The sequence below is a fragment of the Archaeoglobus profundus DSM 5631 genome, assembly GCF_000025285.1.
Lineage (GTDB): Archaea > Halobacteriota > Archaeoglobi > Archaeoglobales > Archaeoglobaceae > Archaeoglobus_B > Archaeoglobus_B profundus.
This window is the reverse complement of record NC_013741.1, coordinates 1,494,731-1,516,668: the sequence shown is the minus strand read 5'-3', so window position 1 is coordinate 1,516,668 and position 21,938 is coordinate 1,494,731. Positions and strand designations below refer to the sequence as shown.

The window sequence follows — 21,938 nt, the reverse complement described above, 5'->3', positions numbered from 1 at the left end:
ATCACCTCCCTACAAGAACGGGAATTTTAGAACTGCGAAACAGATCATCGTAGTAATAATCACCCAAAATCCTCCACAACCTGGGTCTCCTTCTTGCTCTAACAAGGATGTAATCAGGTTTTATTCTCTCACTTTCTCTTAGTATTCTTTCATGTGCAATGCCGTAGTGAACTCCTACGATGTCAGTTCCAAACCCATAGCTCTTCAGTTCTTCTGCTAAACTCTGAAGTTTCTTAAGTGCTTTCTCTTTCAGAGAAGAATACTTTTTTTCAAGCTCTGTCAGAACTTCTGGTGTTATCTGCAAGTTCCTTACGAACAGCAGATGAAGCTTGGCTTTGAACCTTTTGCCCAGATTCTTTAGTGACTCTGGCACTCTGTTCCATCTGTCATCGACAACAACTAAGACATCTATTTCTTCCGTCATAACAATTCATACCTCCTTTTTTGATCGGGGTCAGCCAGAAGTGAAGATAAATTTTTTTATTATTTGTCAAGATTTTTTACTAAAAAATTCTACATCATATTAAACTGTAGTGAGAATTAATATTTTTTAATCCGAATTATTCTTTTTTAATACCATATATTATAATTAAGGAGGAAAAAATTTATTAGTCAAAACCTTTTAGTGACGATCATGCCTGAAAAGATCATGCGAATATCCGTAGCTGTTGATGAGAATATTCGAAACATAATTGAAGATTTAGCAAAAAGGGAGAATAAAACTATTTCTGATATCATAAGGCAGGCAATAAGTTTATACTACATGATTAAGAGTAGGAATTTGTCATCAAAAGCTCTCAAAAGATATTTAGATATTCTTTCAATGAGCGATAATATAATAGTTGATCTCGAGCTTTGGTTGGCTATACTTGATGAGATAAACAAACATGAGGATAAGGAGTTTTGGGAGATCGTTGAGAGGATAGGATACGAGCACGGTATGGAATTAAAGAGTAGAGGTATAGAGGATATAAAGGATGTTCTTCGTATCCTCGAATTAAAGCATCTCTTTAAGTTGAAGGAAGGGGAAAGTAATGGAAATTTTACACTCGTACTGGCAACTAGAAACGAGGCAAACATACTAAAGCATTATCTTAGAGGATTGTTCAAAGCTTTTGGAGTCGATGTTGAATTCATAGAAGGCCTTAGAAAACTGATTGTTATGGTCAAAAAGAAATAGATTAAATCAATGGTGTATAGCTATAATTCCTAAAGCTGCGAGAGTCATTATTATTGCCACTATTACTGCAAAGATTCCGAACAAGAGATCTAGTTCTCTTTTGATGAATATCGTTAAAGCTGTAGCCCACGTGGCTATTACAGCAGATAAGGAACATATGACTATACCAAGCATGGCTATGGCATCTCCGTAGCTAAGGTAACTTAGATACCAGTGAGATTCGGGCATTTCTCCTAATATGCTGTGTTCCTCCCACAACTTCTTTGGAGTTTCTCCCTTTAGCAAATCTGAAATCATGTCTGAATTCATTACGCCTCCACTGCTCAGATAAATTGCAAGTCCCGCTATGCCGACAATCATTCCCACTATTGTTATCCAATAAACTATCTCACCGTAAACTATACCCGCGGTAGGTGGTTTAGGTGGCTCCATTTACATCACCCCCAACATCTCCAAACCCTTCCAAATCAACCTAACACCGCTAAGAAGCATTATTGCAATGATAAGCCATCTGACAAAACCAGCTTTAACTTTCAACATTATTTTAGCACCTATTATGGTTCCCAGAATCAGTCCTATGAGACATGGGATTGTGAATATCGGTATTATACCGCCAGCAGTTATGTACGGCCATACAGCTGCTGTGTCTCCTATGCCTATTAACACCTTACTGCAAGCTGCTGCGACCTTCAGGGGTGCAAGCATTATCAAGTTTAGAACTGGAACCATGGCCCATCCAGCACCCAAACCGAACAGTCCAGATACCAATCCGATGCCACAGAAGCACAACGCACCAAGCCAAGCTCTCGTTACCTTATAATCTACAACTCTACCAAGTGATTCTTCCCAATAAGCCATTGCCAGTCCCAATCTTTCAGTAAAGCTGTCCACATGCTTTACCTCCGGATATTCTATCCTCTTACCAGCGAAGAGGAATATCATGGCGATGAATATTACCAGCACACCCAAGGCTGTTCTTATCAATCCTTCTCCGAATATACCCATAGTTGCTTTAATGTATCCTGCCAGCAGAGCACCTATGACCGCAAATACCGTGTAGGGGACAGCTGCGAAGAGTAATAATTTGATGTTCGCAAGTCCTCTTCTCAAAAATGGTCTCGCTGCAACCAGTGCACCGCCCATAGCTACTGTTAGACCAGTAGCTCTTATTATGAAGGAATCTATACTCGTAAAACCCATCATGAGCGGTGTAAACACTACGCCGCCACCTACACCAGCTAGCACTGCGACGATGCCTATTACTAGACATACAATGAAGAATACACCCGCAAACACGGCAGGGTTCGTTAACTCCTGTGCTGAAGCAACTCCGATACTCATGATGAATGCGATCAGTCCCACCAATAAGCTGACTCTACCCATTTGAAATCCCCCCATTTTTTAACACCGTTTTTAACGTTCAATATATAAGCTTTACGAAATTTTACTAAATTCTAAAATTTCGTAACAAAAAATAGTGAGAAATATGAAAGTTTAGTTAGATTGCGTCAAGTTAGAGCAAGAGCAGTGGATTGGAAATGGATAAGCAAAAAATAAATAAGAATCAGAATACCAGAAGGCTAAGGTCTAAGAGTGGCGTAAATCTATTATAAAATCTGGATTCTTGTTCTTCATATACTCAATCTCTGAACGATGTCCCATGCAAAAGTCGATATGCACTTGCTTAAATCCAAGCTTTCTGATCTTTTTTGCCAAATCCTCAGCAAGTTTTAATCCAAATTTCTTCAAGCTATCATAGGATTTTTCTGCTTCAAGCAAGACCTCTACCGGATAGTAATCTATATCCTTCACATACACAAGATTAACAATGCCGTCAAATTTTTCACTGAATTTTTTCATAATTTTTAGTACACTCTCTGATGTTTTTTCATCAAAAAATACCAAAAACTCATTCTGCCTCATATTTCATAAATTGACAACCGTACTTTTTAAACATTACTAAACGATCGATATCTATATATTCAAAGGCTGCAGATCCAGAGGTAAGGGCTCGTAGCTCAGCCTGGCAGAGCGCCGCCTTCGCAAGGCGGAGGCCCCGGGTTCAAATCCCGGCGAGTCCATCACCTTCTAAATTCTACCTCCTCGGCCAACCCGCCTTCAATTAGAGCCTTAGCATTTAACTTGGGTAAGAGCACAACATCTTCCCTCTTCAACCTGTAAATTCTGCCGTCAACCCCTTCGAATTCAGGAATGTCTTTCTTAATCTTGACCAAAACCTTTTCCTCTTTCTTCTTCCCGAAGATTAAGGCTTTGAACTTCTCCAGAATTTCAACAATCTTCCTATAGAGATTTCTTTCAGCTTCTATCATACTGTCCTCATCCACCCTACAACCACACATATTCATCCAAGCCATCCTCAATATCCTGTTAACTCTCGCTTCGAAAACGTCCTTTCTTATTCTTTTAAGTGTTCTTATTTCATCCTCAAGCCTATAATACTCGTCTTCATCCGCAGAAGATTTTATCCTTTCCCTTTCCTCTATCATCTCCTGAATTGTCTCGTAAAAGTCTTCAGGAATCTTCTTAAACTCCCCGTTCCTACAGCTTTCCCAGATAGCAATTATTTCGTCAATGTCCATACAGTGCCACACCTCTGCACATGAGGAATATTGCGACGTATTCTGGCAAAACATGTTTACCCTTACCAAGTATATACCTTTCACCCCCCAACTCAACCCTCACTCTCTTCAAAATTCTCACCTTTACAGCGTCATCTCCAAAAGCTAACGCATCTACTTTAGGATCAAAGCCCTCAAGTTCGTCCAAATCTACCAGAACAACCTTCAATCCGGTTTTTCCGTGAATAGAATTTGGTAGTCTCATCAATCTTTTCACATCGGCCGTAACTGGGGGATCCACGTAAACTGCTAAACGTCTGAGACATTTATCCAACAGCTCATCCCTTAAGGGCTGAGGTATGATATTCAAGTTTCCATTCTTTATCTCCTTTAGATTTGTCCTTAGAATCTCTCTAGCCTTCTCATCTACCATCTTCTCTATCCTACCATCCTTAAAGGCGTTCAGAAGATAGCGATAAATCAATTTGCAGACTCTTTCAAACTGCGTTCCCCTCAACTTAAATCCCCTTAAAGTGAGATAATCAACAATCTCTCTCCTCTCCATTGTTCCCAGATTTCTAAACCTCTCATCGTAAACGTGCACGTGATAACCCCTATTTCCAGAAAAACATATCTCTATATCCTTACTATCAATGCCGAAGTCGTTTTCCAAAATCTTTACGAGTTTAAAGACTTCCCTCTTTGCCGAATCCAGCGATTTCGTTGGTAGATGATCGTAGTCTATATCAAAAATAAGATCCGCTCCTCTCCACTCTTTTTCATCCATATCGGCTGAAGGTTTGAGATAGTATGCTGAAGAGAAGTAGGCGTGAGCGGGAATATTTGAGAGAATGAAATCTCTCAGCTCTTCGGGATTTGAAAAAGATATGTGTCTGACCATTATGAAGTCTGGAAAATTTTTTAGGGGAACGAAAGCCCACTCCCTCATATCAAAATTCTTGGGTATATACAACTTCATCTTCGAATAATACTCTTCAAATTTCTTCATAAGATATAGCTTTGTAAGTTCCACATACTACATTCGCACACAGCTTTAAGACTTTAACTTAAATTTCTCGCCACTCAAACTGTCAAATATGTAACCGTCTTTCACCCAGAAAACCTTGTAAGCCCTTAAACTTCTTAAAATCTCTACCTTCGGGTACCACCAGGACAGAACCCTAGCGTTACCCCACATCACAGCGGATTTCACAGCTTCTGTCCTCGCAACATCTTCCCCAATCAACTCTTTCATGATCTTGCTTTCATCAACATCCCACTCTTCAACAAATATTCCGTCTCCTCTCTCAACTCCCAACCTTATGCAATCAACGTAAGCGAAGTATTCTAAAACTCTATCGTCCCCAAATAACCTTCTATACCTCAATCTAATGTGATATACGCGGTAAGGGTAAAGAACGTAATCAGCTTTTATGGTCAAGTTTGGGGCAATCACATTCACTTTCATTATCGAAAATGTAAAAATTTATAATTAAATTCGTTCCCCCTAAGCAGTATGTCATATAGTGACGTAGTCTTGTTGCTTACCGTACCTACAATGATAGGTCTAGTAGTAATGGCCATCTACGGCTTCTGGGACGTCATAACTGGAAAGGAATACTACGTAGATGAGGAGATACTCGGACACGAGGTGGTCGAAGAATGAACGGCGTTCTAGCTGGCATGATCATTTATCTGCTGATACTTATATCCATAGGAGCTTGGGCCAAGAAATATACGAGAACAGAAGCCGAGTACTTTATAGGTGGTAGGAAGGTTCACGTGCTGGCAGCTACTTTGAGTGATAAAGCAAGTGATTTTAGCGGTTGGCTGATGTTGGGTTATCCAGGACAGGCTTTTAAAGCAGGACTTGGAGCCTTTTGGGCTGGAATCGGTTGCTTCTTCGGAACTTTGGCGGATTACATACTCATCGGGCCGAGATTGAGAATATACGCCGGTAAGTTCAGAGCTATAACTGTACCAGACTTCTTGGAAGCAAGGTTGAGAGACAACACCAAGCTGATAAGACTAATCGGAGCTATAATAATCTTGATCTTCATGACCGCTTACGTATCAGCCCAGTTCACAGCAGGGGGTAAAGCTCTTTCGGAGATATTCGGTATAGATGTACCGACGGGTATAATCATAACTACGCTCATTGTTCTAACCTACGTTTTAATAGGTGGATTCTTTGCTGTCGTTTGGACGGATGTTATTCAAGCTCTCTTCATGATTTCATCATTGGTACTCCTAGCGGTTGTAGCAATCTTGGCCTTAGGAAATCTTGAAAACGCTGTTAACGTGATTGAGAGCATCGATCCGAGCAAAGTTCATCCTTTTGGAGGAGCTATAGGCTTATCGGCTGTAATCTTCGCCATAGGATACGCATCTTGGATAGTTGGCTATCTCGGACAACCGCACATAATAACAAGATACATGAGTGTCGAAGACCCGAGAAAGCTCAGGAGACCGGGTATATTCATAAGCGGAATCTGGACGGCCGTTGTATTGATCTGTGCATTCCTAGCTGGATTTGTCGGATTTGCGCTCGCTCAGAAAGGTTTGATAAGTGTAGATGATCCAGAAAAGGTTATTCCCGCTATAGCAGTTGCTTTCATGCCTTCTTGGCTCGCTGGATTTATAACAGCTGGAATATTGGCAGCTATAATGTCTACAGCAGACTCCCAACTTCTAGTAGCTTCATCGGCAATATCGAGGGACTTAATACACAAGATCATTGGAATTGAGTTGAGTCAGAGGTGGATGGTAAATATAGGTAGAGTTTTCGTTCTTATACTTTCACTGATAGCATGTTACTACGCCTTAAACAGCAGTAAGCTCGTTTATGCCATGGTCGTTACCGCATGGGGCGGATTGGCTGTAGGATTTGGGCCTATAGTCACACTAAGCCTCTGGTGGAAGAGGGTTACAAAGTGGGGTGGAATAATCGGAATGGCATACGGATTGATTTCAGAGGTCATACTCGAAGCTGTTATATACGGTTGGGAATTTAACCCCAATGCACCGGGAATATTCGGATCGATAGGTGCGATTTTAAATGGTGTTCCAGTGTTCTTCGTGAACTTCTTTGTAACTATGGTAGTCATAGTTCTAGTAAGCTTGGTAACGAAGCCTCCAAGCGACATCGTCGAACTGCATGAAAAACTCTTCATAAAGGTTGCAAGGGAAAAAAGCCAAGCCGAGCATGTTTCGGAATTTTTGAGTAAGAAATAATCTTACTTCAATTTTTCCCATTTGTAAAGCTCGATTATCTCAGCCAATGTTTTACCGCCCTCTATCTCGGCCCTAATTCTATCTTCATGCTTCTTAACTTCCAAAGCCCTTCTGGCTATTTCGTAGGCCCTCTTTTGCGGTATGACCATTACGCCGTTGTCATCCGCAATTATCCAATCTCCAGGATTCACCTCAACTCCACCACAAACAATCTTAACGTTTATCTCACCAAAACCTTTTGGCTCACCTGCATTTGGGACTACTTTCCTTGCAAATACTGGAAAGTCGAGCTTAACTATTTCATCTACATCCCTGACAGCACCATCTATTATCACACCAGCTATCCCCTTGTTCATGCAACTTCTCGTTGCTAGCTCTCCCCAAACAGCACTGCTATCACCCGAACACTTTATCACTATGACTTCCCCAGCCTTAGCAACATCAATCGCTTCAACAGGCTTTGCCCAGTCACCATCCATCGTATAAACTGTAACCGCTTTGCCGACAACTTTCTTTCCCTTTATAATCGGATAAATGCCTTCTATAGCTTTAGCACGATGCATAGCATCACTCACGTTTGGAGTCGTTACCTGCATTAGAATTTCCCTAATTTCTTCATCGAGCGATTTTCTGACGATTTCAACAGGTTTTGCAGAGTCTATAGCTTTTCTGAACTTTATTGCCGATTCCTTAGGATTCTTTGTCTTAACGATATTGCTACCCACGATAACTATCTCCGCACCTAAAGAGACACAAAGACTAGCTCTATCCACATCCAAACCTCCAGCAACAGCCACCGGGACACTTACTTCCTTAACGACTTTTTTTAGAATTTCTATCGGATCGTAACCTAACATCTGAACATCGATGCCTACGTGAACGTTTATGTAATCAACACCCAACTCCTCAAGCTCTTTAGCCCTTTCAACTGGATTTGGATGGTTTATCAGATCTGCCATAATCTTACAGCCGTACTTTCTTGCCGATCTAATAGCCTCTTCAATTGTAGAGTCGTTGCTTAACGCCAAAATTATTACAATATCGGCACCGCTCTTGGCACACATCTCAACCTCCAAAGCTCCTGTATCAATCGTTTTCATATCAGCAACAATCTCATGATTTCTGAATGTTTTTTTCATAACTCTAACAGCATTCATCCCCTCGCTTTTAATCAACGGCGTTCCCACCTCAATCAAATCGACATATTCTGCAACTTCTTTAGCAATTTCAACTGCCCTTTTAAGTTCGACCAAGTCAAGAGCAACCTGAAGTTTTGGCATAAGGATTCTTGTGCAAGAAGAGATTTAGATTTTTGGAATGCGGGGGGAGGGATTTGAACCCTCGAACCCCTACGGGACCGGCCCCTCAAGCCAACGATATAGCGGGAATGAGAACTATAGATTATCGATCCGTCAGATATGAGTTCATGAAATGGTTAGAAAGAAAGGTAGAACCAGACACTGCCAGATTCTACATAAAATATTTAGATGAATATTTAATGGACTCAATAACAGATGTTCAGCAGGTAATCGAAATCCTGTCATCCATAGATAGTATCGGGAAAAGAAGATGGTTTGAGAGGGGATTCAGGAACTTATTGAATTTCTTAGAAATCAAAGGCTATCCTTTGGATTTCATAGAGAGGTTTAGGAAAGCTGTGAAAGTTGAGAATGCAGGAGTTAGAGAGATTTTCATCGACACTAACGAATTGCTGGAGGCTTGGAGGGATAAGATAAGCAGGAGATCCAGGAAGATGCAAATTCTGTTCAAACTGTTCGTATATTCAGGTGTGAGAGGCAAGCAGGCCGTAGCTATGTTAAACAACTTCGATCCCCTTAAAATAGTATATAAGGATAGAATTGCGAGATATCCGATAGCAAATATCTCAAAGGGCTCTAAGAAAGGTTATTGGGTCTATATGCCTTCAAAATTTGCTAAGGAGTTGGTAGATTTTATCAAATCCTTTAACGGCAAAATGACGAAGAAAACTATCGACAACATGAGGTTCGGCAGAGTTTCTGCTTCTACGATAAGAAAGTGGCACCTGAATTTCTTAATTGAAAACGGAGTTCCAGAATCTGTAGCTGATTTCATACAAGGGAGAGCCAGCTTAACGGTGGGCTCCACTCATTATCTGAATAAGACCAAGCAAGCTGATGAGTGGTATAGCAGGGTCGTTGATAGGTTCCCTATTAAGGGGTGATAGGAATGAAGATGTTCGGAAAGGATGAGTTAAGAGAGAAGACGAAAAAGAGAGGAAACAGCTTTACGCTGAGCGATGCACACATGCAGAAGGTATACGAACTTGCGGAGATTTTTGGAGTATCGCCATCTGAGATTATAAGACGAGCTATCGACGAATACTACATCTCGATGATGGAACGTCTTTCAAAGATCAGAGAGTATTAGAATTGTATTATACATCTCACACACTTATACTATTTTTATAATAGTCAGCTATTTATAATTTACTGTTCAACTACTTGTGATGAACAATAGACAGCGACAACAGCAAACAATAGCGACAGTGATCTTTGTTCTGATAATAACTGAAATACTACTACACATCTGTTGGAAGGTCATAGATAACTACTTTTTCGAGGATTTCACAGTTACAACGCAAATAGCGATTTTGGCAGTGATTGCATTGCTCTTCGTGCTGTTTTTTCGAGAAGAGCTGTTGTTTGGAGTTGTTAGAGGAGGTGAAAGTAGGATTGTTGGAAAGAAAGGAGGTGGTGTAAGGAATGGTAAGAAGGGTAGGAGGATTCGTAAAAAGTAGATACGGACAACACTACGGCGGAATAGCGAAGAAAGGGAGCTTCGGACCGATAGAGGCGGGAACATTCATAGCTTGGGTTGTTGCTTCTTTAGCCTGCTTCGGACTGATAGCACTACCGGATCTAACCTATCAGACATTGGCAGTAGTGATGGTAATTATTTCGAGCATTATCCTTCTCGCTCAAAAGGCACAGATCAAATTTACAGCGTTAGAGATGGTCTGCTTCGCAATAAGCGTTATTCTGCCAATAATGGCTAGCGGTGTTATAGGGGGCTTTGCGTTACCAACTGATTGGATGGCTAATGCATGGAGCAAGATAGGGCTTTGGAGTCTTAGTGCTGTTGGCACGGTAGTTATGGCGTATCAGGACTAATAGGGTGACTGGCAATGAAAATAAGAGTAATTCTCTCTATTTTTCTAATTGCAACGCTGATGGGGCAAACGGTAGCTCTGCCTTTAATCCCCATAGTAATCGGTATAGCGGGAGTATCTTCAGGAATTATCGGCTATTGGCTTGGTTTTCAGAAATCAAATGAATATCAAAAGCTCTTAGAGGATTATGAAGCACGATTGACGAATAATACCATACAAAATGACATCAACACCCGTTTATTCTTGCAGGAACTCCATACGAGAGATCAAAATGTTGCGATGTTAGGGCAAGATATATCCACTTATTCTAAGAATTACGCATGGGCTTTGGCTAAATATACGGCTTTGAAGGCTCTATATAACGGATCAAACGCTAAGGAAGCTCAGCAACTCGCAAGACAGGCGGTTTATGAATATTATTACAACTTGACGATGAACATCATCACAATGGCAAACGAAACCGCTGAGCTTGTGGTCCATTCTCTCAACTACTACGTGAAAAATGTCGGAATTAACAGCTTTGTAGTCGATGTTCCAAATACTCACATTAGAAGTCGTGCTGGTGGTGGAATAATAGCTACGGCGGAATATCTCCCAAAATATGGGGAGATAGTGTTAAGATGGGCTTGGGGTACTATAAACAGAGGTTACGCAGATGATCAGCTGTATATCCGCACGACAAAAGTAAACGTTTTAGGAAAGAGCTTTACAGTCAAAAGACCAACAGCACATTTTAAGAGTGATTTAGATCAAAAATGGCTATTTGCGAATGTGATTTACTTCAAACTATCGGATTCGGAGAAAGAAATCATTTACAATTGGGCTGATTACGGCAACACACTTTCACGGATCGATTCAGACTATAAGCAAGTGATGGCGAACTTGGATAGCTATGTTCTCTCAATAGCTCAGAAATTAACACAGCTTGGAATTAACGAAACTGATTTAATCGATCCATACGTCCTTGCTTCTCAGCTAAACACGGACCTAAACAGCACAGGCTATTATGGCTACGTTGTTGCCGAATTGGCTTTGCTTGGTCTTCCAATAGCAGGCAGTCTTGACACATCAATTAGCATAACAGTCTACAACGAGTCAGGAGTTATTGAGAAAACGTTAGAGGGCTATTTGTTTACGGATTGGAATACTACCTTTGAAGTAGGAGAGAATTACACTGTTCCATCGGGAACGTTAGTTTACTTCGTAAGCGATGAAGGATTATGGAAGATTCCAGAAGGCTACACAATCCACATCAACAGGATAGTAAATCCTGCAACGGGTAAAGAATTGAAAAACACAACAATCTACAAGTATGTAGATCACAGCGGAGATATACAAACGCTTTACGAAGAAGTGGCGAAGATTAGAGACCTATACGAGCAATACTTGGAAATGTCCACTACCGTCGGAGGGGGTTCGAGCGGTAGCGAATGGGCTAACGCTATTAATGAGTTCTGGAATTCATTAGATTGGCAAGTTAAGGCTGTGCTCATAGGAGGCGGAGCATTAACTACGGCTGTTCTGATAGGTAGAAGAAAATGACGGCTTTAGATTCTCTCCTTTCTTTTTGTAAGGTTAAGGAGGGTCAGTTTATGGCTAAGAAGAGGTTATTGGGTTCAAAGCTAAGAAAAAAGCAAGATAAAAACAAGAAAGGGCTTTTTCGCCCGGCGAAAAATAAGGAGATAGCGGAAGTTATCAGAATGGATACGGTTAAAGGAGCTAAGCAGTCTATATCAGAACTCAAAAGGCTCATTGATAAAGGAGAAATAACGATAGACGAAGCGATAAAATACGTTAATTGCGTTGCTAATCGTGCAAAAGTTCAATTAAACCGTAAAAACCTGAGCTCAAAGGAAAAGAGAGAATTCCAAGAAATTGCCAAGCTTTACGACGATTTTAAGGAGAGATTAAAGAAAGCTAAGGCTATTATCGGAATAAGGTGAGAAAAGAGATGAACGTTAAGGCTTTTACAATTTTATTTTTTGCTCTTATCTGCTTTTCCGTTGGAATTTGTCTTGTAGCGGATGCTGAGGAAGTTGATTATCGAGACTTGACGTTTTGGAGTGATAAGACTGCGGAATTCTTTAGCGGTCCAAGTAAAACCGTAATTGACAATAACACCTATGTAGTGGAGTATAACCTTAAAGAAGGGTGGATTAAAGTTCATTCAGAAATTCCTACATTGATAGCTATTTGCGATCCATTTAGCGGTAAATGGGTTAAGAAATTCATCAAGAAAGGGGAAACGAATATCACCTTACCTTTCAAGCCTCAGCCTTATGCTGGTCTCAGGCTCTTAACAGTAAGTAGTCCATGGGGCTTTGCGGTCCTCAAGGAGAAAGAAGAAATTTGGTCGTGGTGGGACTATCCGATTGTAATACTGCGTTCAGAAATGGCTAAATGGTCATGGGAAAGATCGGCTTACGCCTTAAGCTTATTCATAGTCGGTTTAGCCTTAAGTAGGCACGTAAAGAAAGATCGTTTGATTGTTAATCACGTAAAACATCTTATCGTTATCATTCTCGTGGTTGTCCTCTTATTTGCGATTTTGAGCATGAGATATACGACTGATAACGTTATCTTAGTCCAAAACGGCACGAAAATAGTTAAACAGATACCACATTTAGCCTTTGATACGTACTACGTCAAAGAATGGTATAACTACCTCTTTGCCTTATGCTTCATAGCAGGTTATGTTTTAGGGCTTTGGTTATGGCGTTACGATCACCTCTACGTTGCCTATGCATCTTACAATGAACCGCTTAGAATCCGTATTTACCCATACGACATAGAAAGGGGAGTTATCAGAGATTTTGATGGAAAATTAACGCTCATAGACTTCAAGAACTCGTTTAAGCAGTTCATAAACTTCGAACTGAACGGTTACAACGTTAGCGGAATCTTAGCGGTAGGAGAGGAGAATTACAGTTATCCTGAATATCAAAGACCTTCGATAAGGACCAGCTACGCATTAGCGGGATTCTTCGGGTTATTAGTTATATGCTTGATAGCGGATTATCTCAACGTCTTTAAGATAGATCTCGCTTATGCTCTCCTATTTGCCGGGTTAATAGCGGTATTAACGAACATCGAAGCGTTAAAAGCATGGTTCGGTGTTTACGTTGAGAAAATCAAGGTTCTAAGGTGTTCTGAGCTTATGAACGAGGATAACTATACGAAAATGCTCAAAGAAGCTGAGATTAAGCACGTCATCGAAGATTACGAGAAATTGCTCAGAGATTATGTGAAAGAGAAGATCACCATGCCGAGAAGGACGGTTAAACATCTCTTATCGATGATTAGACAGGTTAAGGTTACTAAATTGGAGAATAAGCCGAAGAGGAGGGAGGAGAATGGCGAAGATAAAGATTAAGGAAGTTTCTGATTTAGAAACGGTCAAAAAGATGATAGCTTACAAATTAAGCGAGAAGTTAGGGCTTGGCACTCTGGTTCTCGATCCCTACGGTCCGAATCTTCTTTTCATCTTGGACATAGCGGAAAGAGAGTTCGGCAAAGAGGCGAGAAAAGAGCTTGAAGAGTTTCTTATGCCGTATCATAAGGTTAGGGTTCTTCATACGTTGCAAATGGAAGGAATTAAGCAAAAATTCTGGTTAGTTGCCCCATCGGTAGGAGCTAAACCGATCGAAGATGAAGAGGAAGACTTTGAACTTTCGACGGATAACGAAATAAGGGGCCTGGAACCTGTCAATCGACTAACGACAAACGTCGATAAAGATGGGTTGGATCCCGTTACTCGAGGAACGGCAAAGGTCGATTTGGACCAATATATTGAGGAAGAAGATGACGATTTACTGTTTTAGGGGGTGATGGCATGAGCGATAAGCTGTTCAAATACATTCAAAACGCAATTGAGAAAGACGGATTCTTATTCATCGGTATTTTGGGAAATAAGGGATTTGGGAAGTCCGTTTTAGGGTTAAACTTGGTTTCCAACGTCTTAGGAGATTGGAAAAAGGTCCTGAAACATACAATCTTTACTATTCAGGACTTCCAAAACATCGACTACAGAGATGATCTTGAGCGTTACGAAGACGGAAGGGTTAAAATCATTTTATGGGATGACTTCGCTTTACATGCATCATCCTACGGTTTCTGGAAAGCCGACAGGGAAAATCTAACTAACTTCATTGAAGAATTCGAGATCGTTAGGGAGTATGTCGCTGTTCTTGTGGTAACCTGTGCGACTTGGGAGATGATACCCCCTAAGTTGAGAGAACAGGCCCATATTATGATCCAGATGACGAAGAGAGGACAGGGAGAGATATGGAAGAAAACGAGGGGATGGTTATTCCTGAAGAAAGAATATAAGAAAATTGGAGAGATAAGCACGGAAAAAATCCCGGATGAAATTTATAATCGTTATAGACAGTTGAAGCACAAAGCGGTTAGGGTTAAAAGAAAAATAGATTTACTGAGGAGAGAGGAGAAGGCTAAGGAATTGGCAGAGCGATTAACGGAAAAAGAATGGGAAGATGAAGAACTACTTATCGCATTAGGAATTAAAGACGTTCACGGAAACTTAACGGAATTCGGAGAGTTAGTCGTTAAATATTATAATGGTAAAGAGAATGGGCGTTGTGGTTGTGCCGTTGTAAAGCTTACTTTTAGAGAATTCGCAAACATTCTTCGCTCTTGCGGGATAAGAGGCGATGATAAGAAGTTTTTGAGAGCTTATAATGAATTCAAGAAGAGAGGATACGTTAAGGAGGTGATGAACTGATGAGCGAGGAGATTTTAGGCGTTTCTGCTGTAGTAATACTTGCGATATTGGTTACAGCAAGTTGGCTGACTAATAGCAAGTTGCTAAAGCTTACAACATTAGGATTCGTGTTTCTTTATCCCGTTGCAATAGGTCAAGTAGCGTTCCCAAGTGGACCGGACCAGTTGGGCAACTACATATCTGGAGTATTGAAGTATTGGCTTGCACAGGTATGGGAACAAATCCAGAACTACATCAAGCAACAACTCAATCTATCACTATAATTTTTGTGTAGATTTATTATTTTTATTATCGCTTTACGTAAAATTACTCTCAGCTGAAATCTCAAAGTAGGATAAATTGCCCCCATCTCCTTATTGGCTAAGTAAAGTATATAACCATTAAAATGGAGCGTAGGTCATGGAACTACTGGTAACCAAGAAGGAAGTTTTAGAATATAAGAAATTAGAGGTAATCTCTCAAATCGCATCCGTTAAATCTAAGATCGAATTATTTGAGTCCAAATATGGATGCAAATTTGAAGAATTTGAAAAGAATTTGAAAGCCAAACAAGAGGAGAATTTTGAGGAATGGGACGATTACATCGAATGGAAGGCATACGTTAGAACCCTAAAAGAGTTAGAGGAAAAACTTAGAGAGATCGAAGATGCTAAGGACATTAGAATTGCTTGAAAAAAGTCCAATCGTTAAATCTTATGAAATACTCGATTTTAAGAAAGGCTATTTTAATCGATGATTCTATCCTACACATTAGAGAATTCGTTTCTCCTGATGATAGATCGTATTCATACAATTGGATCGACAAAAACGGTTCTCACATCTGTAGATGGGATAACGCTCCTCACTACAAAAACATTAAAACGTTCCCCCATCACAAGCACACGAAAAGTGGCGTTGAAGAGTCCTTCGAAACTACCCTAGAGGATGTTCTCTCCGTCATCGAAAAGGAAATTTCGCAATCCTGATTCACTCATAATTTCATAAATCGACATCTGTAGTATTGTAGAACCTTCTCGAGCAACTGGAACCTGTAGGTCCAACCTCAACACCCAACCATAAACAAGGGTTATAAAATTCGCTTTCGGCTAAAAGAGGAAGAAGAGGGTTGATTAGTCGAACGTCGAATTAATTAATTCACTCGACCTGTGGACGTCCACAAGGTTCAACACAAGCTCTCAGAACGTCTACCTGTGGTCACAAGTACAGATCCAGATGTTGTGGTCACAACCGCAGGTACCAACCTGTGGACACAAAGCCTTAAATCTTTGTATTAATTTAGATTATGTATAGTTACTGTTACACTCAACAAGGAAGTGGCGGAAAAGCTAGAAAAGCTCAGGAGGGAGGGGAAAACTCTTAGTGACGTAATAAAAAGAATAGTAGAAACTTATGAGGAGCTTGAGGATTATATTGACGAAAAATGGGGGAAACTTCAAAGAGATAAAGAGAAGTTTATAGACCTTGAAGATTACGCATCTTCAAGAGGTCTTTGAATGTTCTCGGTTTTGATTCATCCTGATGTAGCCAAATTTTTAGACAAGTTGTCTGAAAGCGTTGTTATCCTGTAGCTGTTCAGTTCACTCAAGAAATACAGAGATTAGTTAAGAGTGGTTGTTTAGGAGCGCTACGGTAATAGAACTTATAAGTATCCCAGCCAGTATTCGTAATCGATGCTAAATGCAACAGCTATAAGGGAGTATTTGGATAAAAGATACAATATTTCTGCGAAATACTACCTCAACAGTTCTCTGCTCAGCTGTGTTAGAAGATTTAACGATATCTCCCGAGATGAAAAAGATACGGCAAACTTTGCTTTCATCTCAGCTATGTACGACTATCAAATGAAAGTATCTCATCTGATCAGTAGATTTAACTTCATAGTAGATTTCCTTGAGCGTAATAATCTTGAGTTGCCCGACCTAGCTGACAGCTCTCACTTCGAAAAGCTGAGAGATTTGATGTTGAAGAACTACGGCTACTTTCACAGATTCGATCCGCGAATGAGAGATTTCCGAAAGCTGGTGGATGTTTTAACGAAGCTTGATCTTGAAAATATAGCTAAAGATTATTATGATCCCAACCAGTCTGAACCCGTGGAAAAGGTTATAGATGGAATTCTAAATGAAATTCGTCGGTTTGCCGAATTTTCTTCGCGTGGCTTCATCCCAAACCCTAAAAATAAGTCATCGAAGAAGAGATTAACACTCTTCCTTAGATGGGTTGTAAGGCCCGAATATCCGGATTTAGGAGTTTGGAGGTTCATAAGCCCTGCACATTTGTATGTTTCGCTGGATCTCGGAGTGTTAAGAGTCTTTCAGAGGATAACTGGTATAGCACTTAAGAATGATTGGGACGGTGTCATAAGAGTCACAGACTACTTTAGAAGTGTAAATCCCCAAGATCCAGCCAAATACGATTACGTTCTCTCGAGACCGGCAATACTGGACATATGCAAGAAGAGCTTAGAATATTCCGGCTGCGATGCCTGCCTTCTAAATGAGATATGCTTGACGGGTAGAGAAAATATCAGAAATATCAGGTTAGTCGTTGAAGAGGAGGTAGATAAAACTAGGCATGATTATATTCGAGATCTTTTTAAGAGCAGGAATCCTTGGAAGGCTTCCTGCGTTAGAGAGGAGTATCTGAACGGAAGAGCGGACATAGTGTGTTATTTGCCGGATATGAAAAGTCCTGAGAGGATAGTAGTAGTCGAGGTTAAAGTTGTTCTGACTTTCAACGGTGTGAAGCAGCTCCTGAATTACATTAGAACAGCTATCGAGAAGTGGAAAGAGACTGTAAAGGAGTGCAGAGGTGCAATGGTGTGCGAGTGCATTTCAAAAGATCAAGAACAGAAAATTTTGGAGATTTCAGAATATCATAGCATCGAAATATATAAATTTGATGACAACAAATTTGTTAGGATTGCTTAGCCCTCTTGTGTACTTTCGATTTTACTCTTCGCATCTAATTCCATCGTTATCTGCATCGAAGTTGTGCGGATCTGGTGGCAGCACTCTGAATTTTCTGTAAGGAATGTCATCGCAGTCGAGGTCGGGCGGTGGAGGTGGAATACACACATCTGGATAGGAAGGATCGCACATAGTTCCAGTTGTGTTTATGGTAGGCATACAGCTCCAGAGTCCGAGTCTCGACTGCATCGCCTGTTGCTGGTAGCTCAGGTACTCGGCCTTCTTCTTGCACTTTCCTTCCTCATAGACTCTGGCGTAGCCCTTCTTAACGAGCTCCGCCGTGAAGTCCATAGAATCGACGTAAACGTAGGCCAGCAAACGGCCGTAATAGCCTCTCAATCCGGCAGTCTCATCGAACTCGATGTAGACTTCCTTTCCGAGCAGGTGCTTCTCGGTGAACTCTTTTGCCTCCAAGCCGTACTTGGCAAGGCATTCGAGGTCCGTTATGTTGTCGTACTCGTATGGCTTGTTATCTTCGGCAGTTTTCTCGGGAGTATCTACACACAGCATTCTGACTATTTCCTTCGAACCGCCCGGAAGAATAACGTCGATCGTGTCTCCGTCCAAGACTCTTACGACCTTGACTTTGTATTTAACGCCGAACCGCGGAGAGAACGGCGTTGGCGTTGGAGTGGGGGTAGTGGACGTGGGTGTTGTAGCAGTTGGTTGTTCCACCTGTTGAGTGCAGCAGCCGAGGAACATTGAGAACGAGCAGGAAGACAACTAAATATCTCATTCCAGTCGGCCTCCTTCGTATGTTTTTAGAAGCTAACATATAAAACTAATGGCCTTGTTACCTCACTCTGAATTCATGCTGATCCACATTTACTTATCTTCACCCCCCCAATCTGACTTGAAAATAGATGTGAACAAGAGAAAGTACTTTCAAAGAAAAGGTTAAAGGTTGCAAGGACGATGAATCAGAGGGGAGCCAGTGATGTATGATAGGAACGTTTTCATAGCTCCTGGTTCTGAAGAACACATTAATAAGAGCGTCTTTGATCTTAGTTCGGAGAGTGGAAAAGGCCCCTTACTTAGCATTAAGGGATTGATACCAATCAAGAGTATAGAAGATGTGCTAACTGATGAAGAAAAGGAGGCTCTAAAGAAAATCTATTCTGATGGAAAAGTAAGAATGTGGGGAACTAGACCTAGTTTAAAGAACACATGGGAATCTATTAGAGAAGGAGATCTTGTGGTGTTTTATAGTAGAGGAAGATACATTTGTGCTGCAGATATTGTGTATAAAACTAGAAATCCCGAATTGGCACGAAAAGTATGGGGAAACTACGATGATAAAACTGGTGAGACTTGGGAATACATATTCTTTGTTAAAAATGTCAGGGAGTTAAACGTCGACAGAAAAGAGTTCAATAAACGGGTTGGATACAGCGAAAACTTCTTCCCGCAAGGTTTTATGCGTGTCAATGACGAGTCTGTCAGGAGAAAAATTATTGAGTTAGTTGAGGAGATAACTAAAGGAAAAATTCCACCTACACCACTAATTGTGTCTATCATCGAGAGTTTAATAAGATCAACTAAGGGATTTGAAGAGATTGTGAAGCTCACGCTAGCCCATATAGTTGCTGGCAAAAATGTAGTTTTTTATGGTCCTCCTGGAACAAGCAAAACTTATCTGGCTAAGAAGATCTGCGGAGAAGTTTGTGGCCCTGATAACTACTCCTTCCACACAGCGAACGCCGAGTGGAGCTACTTCGATGTTGTCGGAGGACTAGTACTTGAAGGAAATGGCACAAAGTTTAAGAAAGGGTTGTTGTTAGAAGCCGTAGAAAAGTGCTGGGACTCTCTGGAGAAAGAAGGTAAACCATCTTGGCTGATCATAGATGAGCTTAACAGAGCTAACCTCGATCTAGCTTTCGGAAAGACGTTCACCCAACTTGATATAGATTACCGTGACATGCCCCTCGAAGTTATTGAGAAGAATGGAGAAAGGAAGGAGTTCTACATGCCATACTCGTTTAGAATTTTAGCGACCATGAACACCTACGACAGAGCTCTTCTTTTCTCGCTTGGTTACGCTTTCATGCGTAGATTTGCGTTTATTCCGGTGGGATCATTGCTAAAGCAAAACAAGACTATCGCTGAGACGGGAACTGAAATGAGAATAACAGACGAAATGAGAGAATTTGCAAGCAGTGACATTGCAAAAGATCTGAGAGAACTCACAAAGAACGCTATTCTTAAGCACTTCAGTAAGGAAAAGGAGAATGGAAAAGATAGAGCGTACATATTCGAAAAGTTCAAAATTGATAGTACTGCCAAGGTCGACGAAATAATCGGTAAACTCAGGCTCAATGAGTTAGATATCTTAGATGTTCTATCCTACATTGCGTTCAAGATAACTAACGAAGAGTTGGTTGAGATCGGTCATGCCATAGTATTCGATGCTGCCAAGTTCATAGTTGCGTATTCGCAAATCTCTCCAGGTATTGATCCGAGAATTATCCTCGATGAAGCCGTTGTAGCTTACATCCTACCACAGCTAGAATACTTCATGCCTAAGCTAAGAAGAGCCGAAATTTTCGGCGAGAAGGAGTACGAAGACAAGTGGAGAAGAGTAAAAGAGGATATACGAAGGCTTGGCCTAGCGAAAACTTTGAAGGGAATGGAAGAGGCAGAAAGAGAGTTTAAGGTGATCCAGTAGTGGAGTTAGTAATTCATACGTGGAAAGAATATTTAAAAGACGATTTAAAAGGAATAGATTGGAATCTGCTAAAGACATACATCAACGATTTGAGAAAGTTTTCGAGAAATTTGTTAGCTGACGATCTGATAGAAGAGGACTTGCCGAGAATCGATGACGAGAAGTTCAACCCTGGCGGATGGGTAGGCGTTTACGATTTAGGAAGAGACATAATTAAGGTCGTACCGGATCCTGAGAGGTTATCAGAGGACGAATTTGATGAAATCAGACGGGAACTTATAGGTTGGCTGGAAGCTATAGGTCCTGCTTCCAGAGAACTCTTTGGAAAATACATGGACACTTCAATCTTCGAGAGGAGACTGTATGCCACCTTTAGCCGCCATTTGATCGGGTACACGGAAATTGCACTTTCGCATTTCATCCCTCGAAATGTCCTATTTGAAGATTACACTGGCAGAGAACTAAGAGGAAAACCTGTTTGGGACAAGATAGTCCCGCTTAGAGCTAAAGGTTCACAACTTCTAGTGTCTAGGAAGATAAGCTTCGATCTCAGATCTTTATCAAACCTCTTACTCACTAGATTTCATGCTGAGTTACTGAGGAAAATAAATAGATTGTTTGAAGCTTTCGGTTTGGAGAAAACTCCGAAGTTTCTAGAGGAACTAGAGAGATACCGAAGATATCATGAAAAGTTTATCAGCGAAAGTGTGTTCTCAGAGCTTTTGGAAGAGGCCCTTGAAATAGACTTCGAATACCCTGAAATCTTGGAAAAAGTAAGGAAAAGTACGAAAGGCGTCTCTTTGGAGGTTATTGATCTGTGGGAAGCGTATATAGGAAAGAAAGCATTCCTAACAGATTTCGAAAGGGTATTCGATATCGCTTTGAAACCCCTGAGCAAGATCTACGAGCTCTGGTGCTATAAAAAGCTCTGCGAAATTCTGAAGATAAGCGAGGATTATATTAGAGAAAATCCAAATAGCGTGCCTTTTGAGCTTAATGGGAAAGTAGGAACCTTGCATTACAACCCTCCGAGAGGCTTAAGTAAATATAGTGAGATAATGAAGAAGCAGATTGGAGTTTCACCTGGTAGACCTGATTTTGCAATTGAATTTGATGGCAAAATAACCTGTGTTATGGATGCAAAATGCAAGACAAAGCTTGATACCAGCGATGTTCAAAGGTTGTTGTCTTATCTTCTAGATTATGTGTATCCCAGGCTAGACAGGCTTGTGGCGGTGATATTCTACTTATCTAAAGAGCAGAAAGATCCAATAAGATCAGCACATGTCAGAAATTGCGAAATATACTTAGTTAGCTTGACTCCAAAGACGTACTCAGATGATCTGGTAGAAAAAATAGAGCATATTGTCGAATCAACAACTTTGAGTTAACGGCAATGAGCGTTAATAAAAATGCAAA

The 21,938-nt window shown here is 40.7% G+C and carries 28 protein-coding genes and 1 tRNA gene; 20 read left to right on the top strand and 9 right to left on the bottom strand.

Annotated elements, in window-relative coordinates; all coding sequences use genetic code 11:
* Position 1: 1 nt before the first annotated feature.
* Entirely contained in the window at positions 2 to 424 is a 423-nt protein-coding gene (locus ARCPR_RS09020; protein ID WP_012941186.1) for a universal stress protein, read from the bottom strand.
* 210 nt (positions 425 to 634) lie between these two features.
* Between ARCPR_RS09020 and ARCPR_RS09015 the strand changes: the two genes are divergently transcribed.
* Entirely contained in the window at positions 635 to 1,180 is a 546-nt protein-coding gene (locus ARCPR_RS09015) for a ribbon-helix-helix protein, CopG family (protein ID WP_012941185.1), read from the top strand.
* Positions 1,181 to 1,186: 6 nt separating this feature from the next.
* On the opposite strand, the gene ARCPR_RS09010 is transcribed toward ARCPR_RS09015, so the two are convergent.
* From ARCPR_RS09010 to ARCPR_RS09000, 3 genes are all read right to left on the bottom strand, one after another.
* Complete coding sequence (locus tag ARCPR_RS09010; RefSeq protein WP_012941184.1) at positions 1,187 to 1,612, bottom strand: hypothetical protein; 426 nt, start codon at positions 1,610 to 1,612, stop codon at positions 1,187 to 1,189.
* Entirely contained in the window at positions 1,613 to 2,563 is a 951-nt protein-coding gene (locus ARCPR_RS09005; protein ID WP_245526135.1) for a sulfite exporter TauE/SafE family protein, read from the bottom strand.
* A 204-nt stretch (positions 2,564 to 2,767) separates the two neighbouring features.
* Positions 2,768 to 3,103: an adenine nucleotide alpha hydrolase family protein gene (locus ARCPR_RS09000; protein ID WP_012941182.1), complete on the bottom strand. Its 336-nt coding sequence runs from the start codon at positions 3,101 to 3,103 to the stop codon at positions 2,768 to 2,770.
* Between the two features lie 84 nt (positions 3,104 to 3,187).
* Here ARCPR_RS09000 and ARCPR_RS08995 point away from each other — a divergent pair.
* Positions 3,188 to 3,261, top strand: a tRNA-Ala gene (locus tag ARCPR_RS08995).
* On the opposite strand, the gene ARCPR_RS08990 is transcribed toward ARCPR_RS08995, so the two are convergent.
* The 3 genes from ARCPR_RS08990 to ARCPR_RS08980 are packed head-to-tail and all read right to left on the bottom strand — an operon-like array spanning position 3,262 to position 5,227.
* Positions 3,262 to 3,780: a DNA replication complex subunit Gins51 gene (locus tag ARCPR_RS08990; RefSeq protein ID WP_012941181.1), complete on the bottom strand. Its 519-nt coding sequence runs from the start codon at positions 3,778 to 3,780 to the stop codon at positions 3,262 to 3,264.
* Positions 3,770 to 4,792 carry a DNA primase catalytic subunit PriS gene (gene priS, locus ARCPR_RS08985; RefSeq protein WP_245526134.1) on the bottom strand — a complete coding sequence of 341 codons (1,023 nt, stop codon included), beginning with the start codon at positions 4,790 to 4,792 and terminating at the stop codon, positions 3,770 to 3,772. The genes ARCPR_RS08990 and priS overlap by 11 nt, the downstream gene beginning before the upstream one ends.
* Before the next feature lie 21 nt (positions 4,793 to 4,813).
* Positions 4,814 to 5,227 (bottom strand): hypothetical protein, encoded by a 414-nt coding sequence (locus ARCPR_RS08980; RefSeq protein WP_012941179.1) that lies wholly within the window; start codon positions 5,225 to 5,227, stop codon positions 4,814 to 4,816.
* 48 nt (positions 5,228 to 5,275) lie between these two features.
* On the opposite strand from ARCPR_RS08980, the gene ARCPR_RS09865 reads away from it, so the two are divergent.
* Both ARCPR_RS09865 and ARCPR_RS08975 read left to right on the top strand, forming a co-directional pair.
* Positions 5,276 to 5,425, top strand: coding sequence for a hypothetical protein (locus tag ARCPR_RS09865; protein ID WP_012941178.1), 150 nt, complete (start codon positions 5,276 to 5,278; stop codon positions 5,423 to 5,425).
* Positions 5,422 to 6,993: a sodium/proline symporter gene (locus ARCPR_RS08975; protein ID WP_012941177.1), complete on the top strand. Its 1,572-nt coding sequence runs from the start codon at positions 5,422 to 5,424 to the stop codon at positions 6,991 to 6,993. The genes ARCPR_RS09865 and ARCPR_RS08975 overlap by 4 nt, the downstream gene beginning before the upstream one ends.
* 2 nt (positions 6,994 to 6,995) lie before the next feature.
* On the opposite strand, the gene hxlA is transcribed toward ARCPR_RS08975, so the two are convergent.
* Positions 6,996 to 8,273 carry a 3-hexulose-6-phosphate synthase gene (hxlA, locus tag ARCPR_RS08970; protein ID WP_012941176.1) on the bottom strand — a complete coding sequence of 426 codons (1,278 nt, stop codon included), beginning with the start codon at positions 8,271 to 8,273 and terminating at the stop codon, positions 6,996 to 6,998.
* Between the two features lie 146 nt (positions 8,274 to 8,419).
* Here hxlA and ARCPR_RS08965 point away from each other — a divergent pair, with 146 nt between their 5' ends.
* The 14 genes from ARCPR_RS08965 (at position 8,420) to ARCPR_RS08900 (ending at position 17,815) form a co-directional block, all read left to right on the top strand.
* The gene (locus ARCPR_RS08965) at positions 8,420 to 9,196 is read left to right on the top strand and encodes an integrase (protein WP_048084651.1); all 777 of its coding nucleotides are present in this window, start codon (positions 8,420 to 8,422) and stop codon (positions 9,194 to 9,196) included.
* A gap of 5 nt (positions 9,197 to 9,201) precedes the next feature.
* Complete coding sequence (locus ARCPR_RS08960; RefSeq protein WP_012941174.1) at positions 9,202 to 9,402, top strand: ribbon-helix-helix protein, CopG family; 201 nt, start codon at positions 9,202 to 9,204, stop codon at positions 9,400 to 9,402.
* Positions 9,403 to 9,481: 79 nt separating this feature from the next.
* On the top strand, positions 9,482 to 9,772 hold the full coding sequence (locus tag ARCPR_RS08955; RefSeq protein WP_012941173.1) for a hypothetical protein: 291 nt from the start codon (positions 9,482 to 9,484) through the stop codon (positions 9,770 to 9,772).
* Complete coding sequence (locus ARCPR_RS08950) at positions 9,738 to 10,145, top strand: hypothetical protein (RefSeq protein ID WP_012941172.1); 408 nt, start codon at positions 9,738 to 9,740, stop codon at positions 10,143 to 10,145. The genes ARCPR_RS08955 and ARCPR_RS08950 overlap by 35 nt, the downstream gene beginning before the upstream one ends.
* Positions 10,146 to 10,159: 14 nt before the next feature.
* On the top strand, positions 10,160 to 11,686 hold the full coding sequence (locus tag ARCPR_RS08945) for a hypothetical protein (protein WP_012941171.1): 1,527 nt from the start codon (positions 10,160 to 10,162) through the stop codon (positions 11,684 to 11,686).
* A 50-nt stretch (positions 11,687 to 11,736) separates the two neighbouring features.
* Entirely contained in the window at positions 11,737 to 12,087 is a 351-nt protein-coding gene (locus tag ARCPR_RS08940) for a hypothetical protein (protein WP_148208713.1), read from the top strand.
* Between the two features lie 8 nt (positions 12,088 to 12,095).
* Positions 12,096 to 13,517 carry a hypothetical protein gene (locus ARCPR_RS08935; protein WP_012941169.1) on the top strand — a complete coding sequence of 474 codons (1,422 nt, stop codon included), beginning with the start codon at positions 12,096 to 12,098 and terminating at the stop codon, positions 13,515 to 13,517.
* Entirely contained in the window at positions 13,498 to 13,965 is a 468-nt protein-coding gene (locus tag ARCPR_RS08930; RefSeq protein WP_012941168.1) for a hypothetical protein, read from the top strand. The genes ARCPR_RS08935 and ARCPR_RS08930 overlap by 20 nt, the downstream gene beginning before the upstream one ends.
* Before the next feature lie 11 nt (positions 13,966 to 13,976).
* The gene (locus tag ARCPR_RS08925; RefSeq protein WP_012941167.1) at positions 13,977 to 14,885 is read left to right on the top strand and encodes a hypothetical protein; all 909 of its coding nucleotides are present in this window, start codon (positions 13,977 to 13,979) and stop codon (positions 14,883 to 14,885) included.
* On the top strand, positions 14,885 to 15,148 hold the full coding sequence (locus tag ARCPR_RS08920) for a hypothetical protein (RefSeq protein WP_012941166.1): 264 nt from the start codon (positions 14,885 to 14,887) through the stop codon (positions 15,146 to 15,148). The genes ARCPR_RS08925 and ARCPR_RS08920 overlap by 1 nt, the downstream gene beginning before the upstream one ends.
* Before the next feature lie 136 nt (positions 15,149 to 15,284).
* The gene (locus ARCPR_RS08915; RefSeq protein ID WP_012941165.1) at positions 15,285 to 15,557 is read left to right on the top strand and encodes a hypothetical protein; all 273 of its coding nucleotides are present in this window, start codon (positions 15,285 to 15,287) and stop codon (positions 15,555 to 15,557) included.
* Between the two features lie 23 nt (positions 15,558 to 15,580).
* The gene (locus tag ARCPR_RS08910) at positions 15,581 to 15,850 is read left to right on the top strand and encodes a toxin-antitoxin system TumE family protein (RefSeq protein ID WP_012941164.1); all 270 of its coding nucleotides are present in this window, start codon (positions 15,581 to 15,583) and stop codon (positions 15,848 to 15,850) included.
* Between the two features lie 321 nt (positions 15,851 to 16,171).
* Positions 16,172 to 16,378 carry a DUF7557 family protein gene (locus tag ARCPR_RS08905; RefSeq protein ID WP_148208712.1) on the top strand — a complete coding sequence of 69 codons (207 nt, stop codon included), beginning with the start codon at positions 16,172 to 16,174 and terminating at the stop codon, positions 16,376 to 16,378.
* A gap of 177 nt (positions 16,379 to 16,555) precedes the next feature.
* Positions 16,556 to 17,815: a DUF2400 family protein gene (locus tag ARCPR_RS08900; protein WP_012941162.1), complete on the top strand. Its 1,260-nt coding sequence runs from the start codon at positions 16,556 to 16,558 to the stop codon at positions 17,813 to 17,815.
* Positions 17,816 to 17,836: 21 nt separating this feature from the next.
* Here ARCPR_RS08900 and ARCPR_RS08895 read toward each other — a convergent pair whose 3' ends face one another.
* Positions 17,837 to 18,529 carry a thermonuclease family protein gene (locus ARCPR_RS08895; RefSeq protein WP_222829538.1) on the bottom strand — a complete coding sequence of 231 codons (693 nt, stop codon included), beginning with the start codon at positions 18,527 to 18,529 and terminating at the stop codon, positions 17,837 to 17,839.
* Between the two features lie 262 nt (positions 18,530 to 18,791).
* On the opposite strand from ARCPR_RS08895, the gene ARCPR_RS09440 reads away from it, so the two are divergent.
* Both ARCPR_RS09440 and ARCPR_RS08885 read left to right on the top strand, forming a co-directional pair.
* Entirely contained in the window at positions 18,792 to 20,519 is a 1,728-nt protein-coding gene (locus ARCPR_RS09440) for an AAA family ATPase (RefSeq protein WP_012941160.1), read from the top strand.
* Positions 20,519 to 21,910, top strand: a complete 1,392-nt coding sequence (locus tag ARCPR_RS08885) for a hypothetical protein (RefSeq protein WP_012941159.1) — start codon at positions 20,519 to 20,521, stop codon at positions 21,908 to 21,910. The genes ARCPR_RS09440 and ARCPR_RS08885 overlap by 1 nt, the downstream gene beginning before the upstream one ends.
* The last annotated feature ends 28 nt before the right edge of the window (positions 21,911 to 21,938 follow it).

Excerpts from the sequence above, each read along its gene's own strand:
- ARCPR_RS08915 (WP_012941165.1), top strand. The coding sequence starts at position 15,285 with ATGGAACTACTGGTAACCAAGAAGGAAGTTTTAGAATATAAGAAATTA.
- ARCPR_RS08990 (WP_012941181.1), bottom strand. The coding sequence starts at position 3,780 with ATGGACATTGACGAAATAATTGCTATCTGGGAAAGCTGTAGGAACGGG.
- ARCPR_RS08930 (WP_012941168.1), top strand. The coding sequence starts at position 13,498 with ATGGCGAAGATAAAGATTAAGGAAGTTTCTGATTTAGAAACGGTCAAA.
- ARCPR_RS09015 (WP_012941185.1), top strand. The coding sequence starts at position 635 with ATGCCTGAAAAGATCATGCGAATATCCGTAGCTGTTGATGAGAATATT.
- ARCPR_RS09005 (WP_245526135.1), bottom strand. The coding sequence starts at position 2,563 with ATGGGTAGAGTCAGCTTATTGGTGGGACTGATCGCATTCATCATGAGT.
- ARCPR_RS08945 (WP_012941171.1), top strand. The coding sequence starts at position 10,160 with ATGAAAATAAGAGTAATTCTCTCTATTTTTCTAATTGCAACGCTGATG.
- ARCPR_RS08980 (WP_012941179.1), bottom strand. The coding sequence starts at position 5,227 with ATGAAAGTGAATGTGATTGCCCCAAACTTGACCATAAAAGCTGATTAC.
- ARCPR_RS09010 (WP_012941184.1), bottom strand. The coding sequence starts at position 1,612 with ATGGAGCCACCTAAACCACCTACCGCGGGTATAGTTTACGGTGAGATA.
- ARCPR_RS08955 (WP_012941173.1), top strand. The coding sequence starts at position 9,482 with ATGAACAATAGACAGCGACAACAGCAAACAATAGCGACAGTGATCTTT.
- ARCPR_RS08975 (WP_012941177.1), top strand. The coding sequence starts at position 5,422 with ATGAACGGCGTTCTAGCTGGCATGATCATTTATCTGCTGATACTTATA.
- ARCPR_RS09020 (WP_012941186.1), bottom strand. The coding sequence starts at position 424 with ATGACGGAAGAAATAGATGTCTTAGTTGTTGTCGATGACAGATGGAAC.
- hxlA (WP_012941176.1), bottom strand. The coding sequence starts at position 8,273 with ATGCCAAAACTTCAGGTTGCTCTTGACTTGGTCGAACTTAAAAGGGCA.
- ARCPR_RS08960 (WP_012941174.1), top strand. The coding sequence starts at position 9,202 with ATGAAGATGTTCGGAAAGGATGAGTTAAGAGAGAAGACGAAAAAGAGA.
- ARCPR_RS08940 (WP_148208713.1), top strand. The coding sequence starts at position 11,737 with ATGGCTAAGAAGAGGTTATTGGGTTCAAAGCTAAGAAAAAAGCAAGAT.
- ARCPR_RS08965 (WP_048084651.1), top strand. The coding sequence starts at position 8,420 with ATGAAATGGTTAGAAAGAAAGGTAGAACCAGACACTGCCAGATTCTAC.
- ARCPR_RS09000 (WP_012941182.1), bottom strand. The coding sequence starts at position 3,103 with ATGAGGCAGAATGAGTTTTTGGTATTTTTTGATGAAAAAACATCAGAG.
- ARCPR_RS08920 (WP_012941166.1), top strand. The coding sequence starts at position 14,885 with ATGAGCGAGGAGATTTTAGGCGTTTCTGCTGTAGTAATACTTGCGATA.
- ARCPR_RS08925 (WP_012941167.1), top strand. The coding sequence starts at position 13,977 with ATGAGCGATAAGCTGTTCAAATACATTCAAAACGCAATTGAGAAAGAC.
- ARCPR_RS08900 (WP_012941162.1), top strand. The coding sequence starts at position 16,556 with ATGCTAAATGCAACAGCTATAAGGGAGTATTTGGATAAAAGATACAAT.
- ARCPR_RS09440 (WP_012941160.1), top strand. The coding sequence starts at position 18,792 with ATGTATGATAGGAACGTTTTCATAGCTCCTGGTTCTGAAGAACACATT.
- ARCPR_RS08950 (WP_012941172.1), top strand. The coding sequence starts at position 9,738 with ATGGTAAGAAGGGTAGGAGGATTCGTAAAAAGTAGATACGGACAACAC.
- ARCPR_RS08910 (WP_012941164.1), top strand. The coding sequence starts at position 15,581 with ATGAAATACTCGATTTTAAGAAAGGCTATTTTAATCGATGATTCTATC.
- ARCPR_RS09865 (WP_012941178.1), top strand. The coding sequence starts at position 5,276 with ATGTCATATAGTGACGTAGTCTTGTTGCTTACCGTACCTACAATGATA.
- ARCPR_RS08935 (WP_012941169.1), top strand. The coding sequence starts at position 12,096 with ATGAACGTTAAGGCTTTTACAATTTTATTTTTTGCTCTTATCTGCTTT.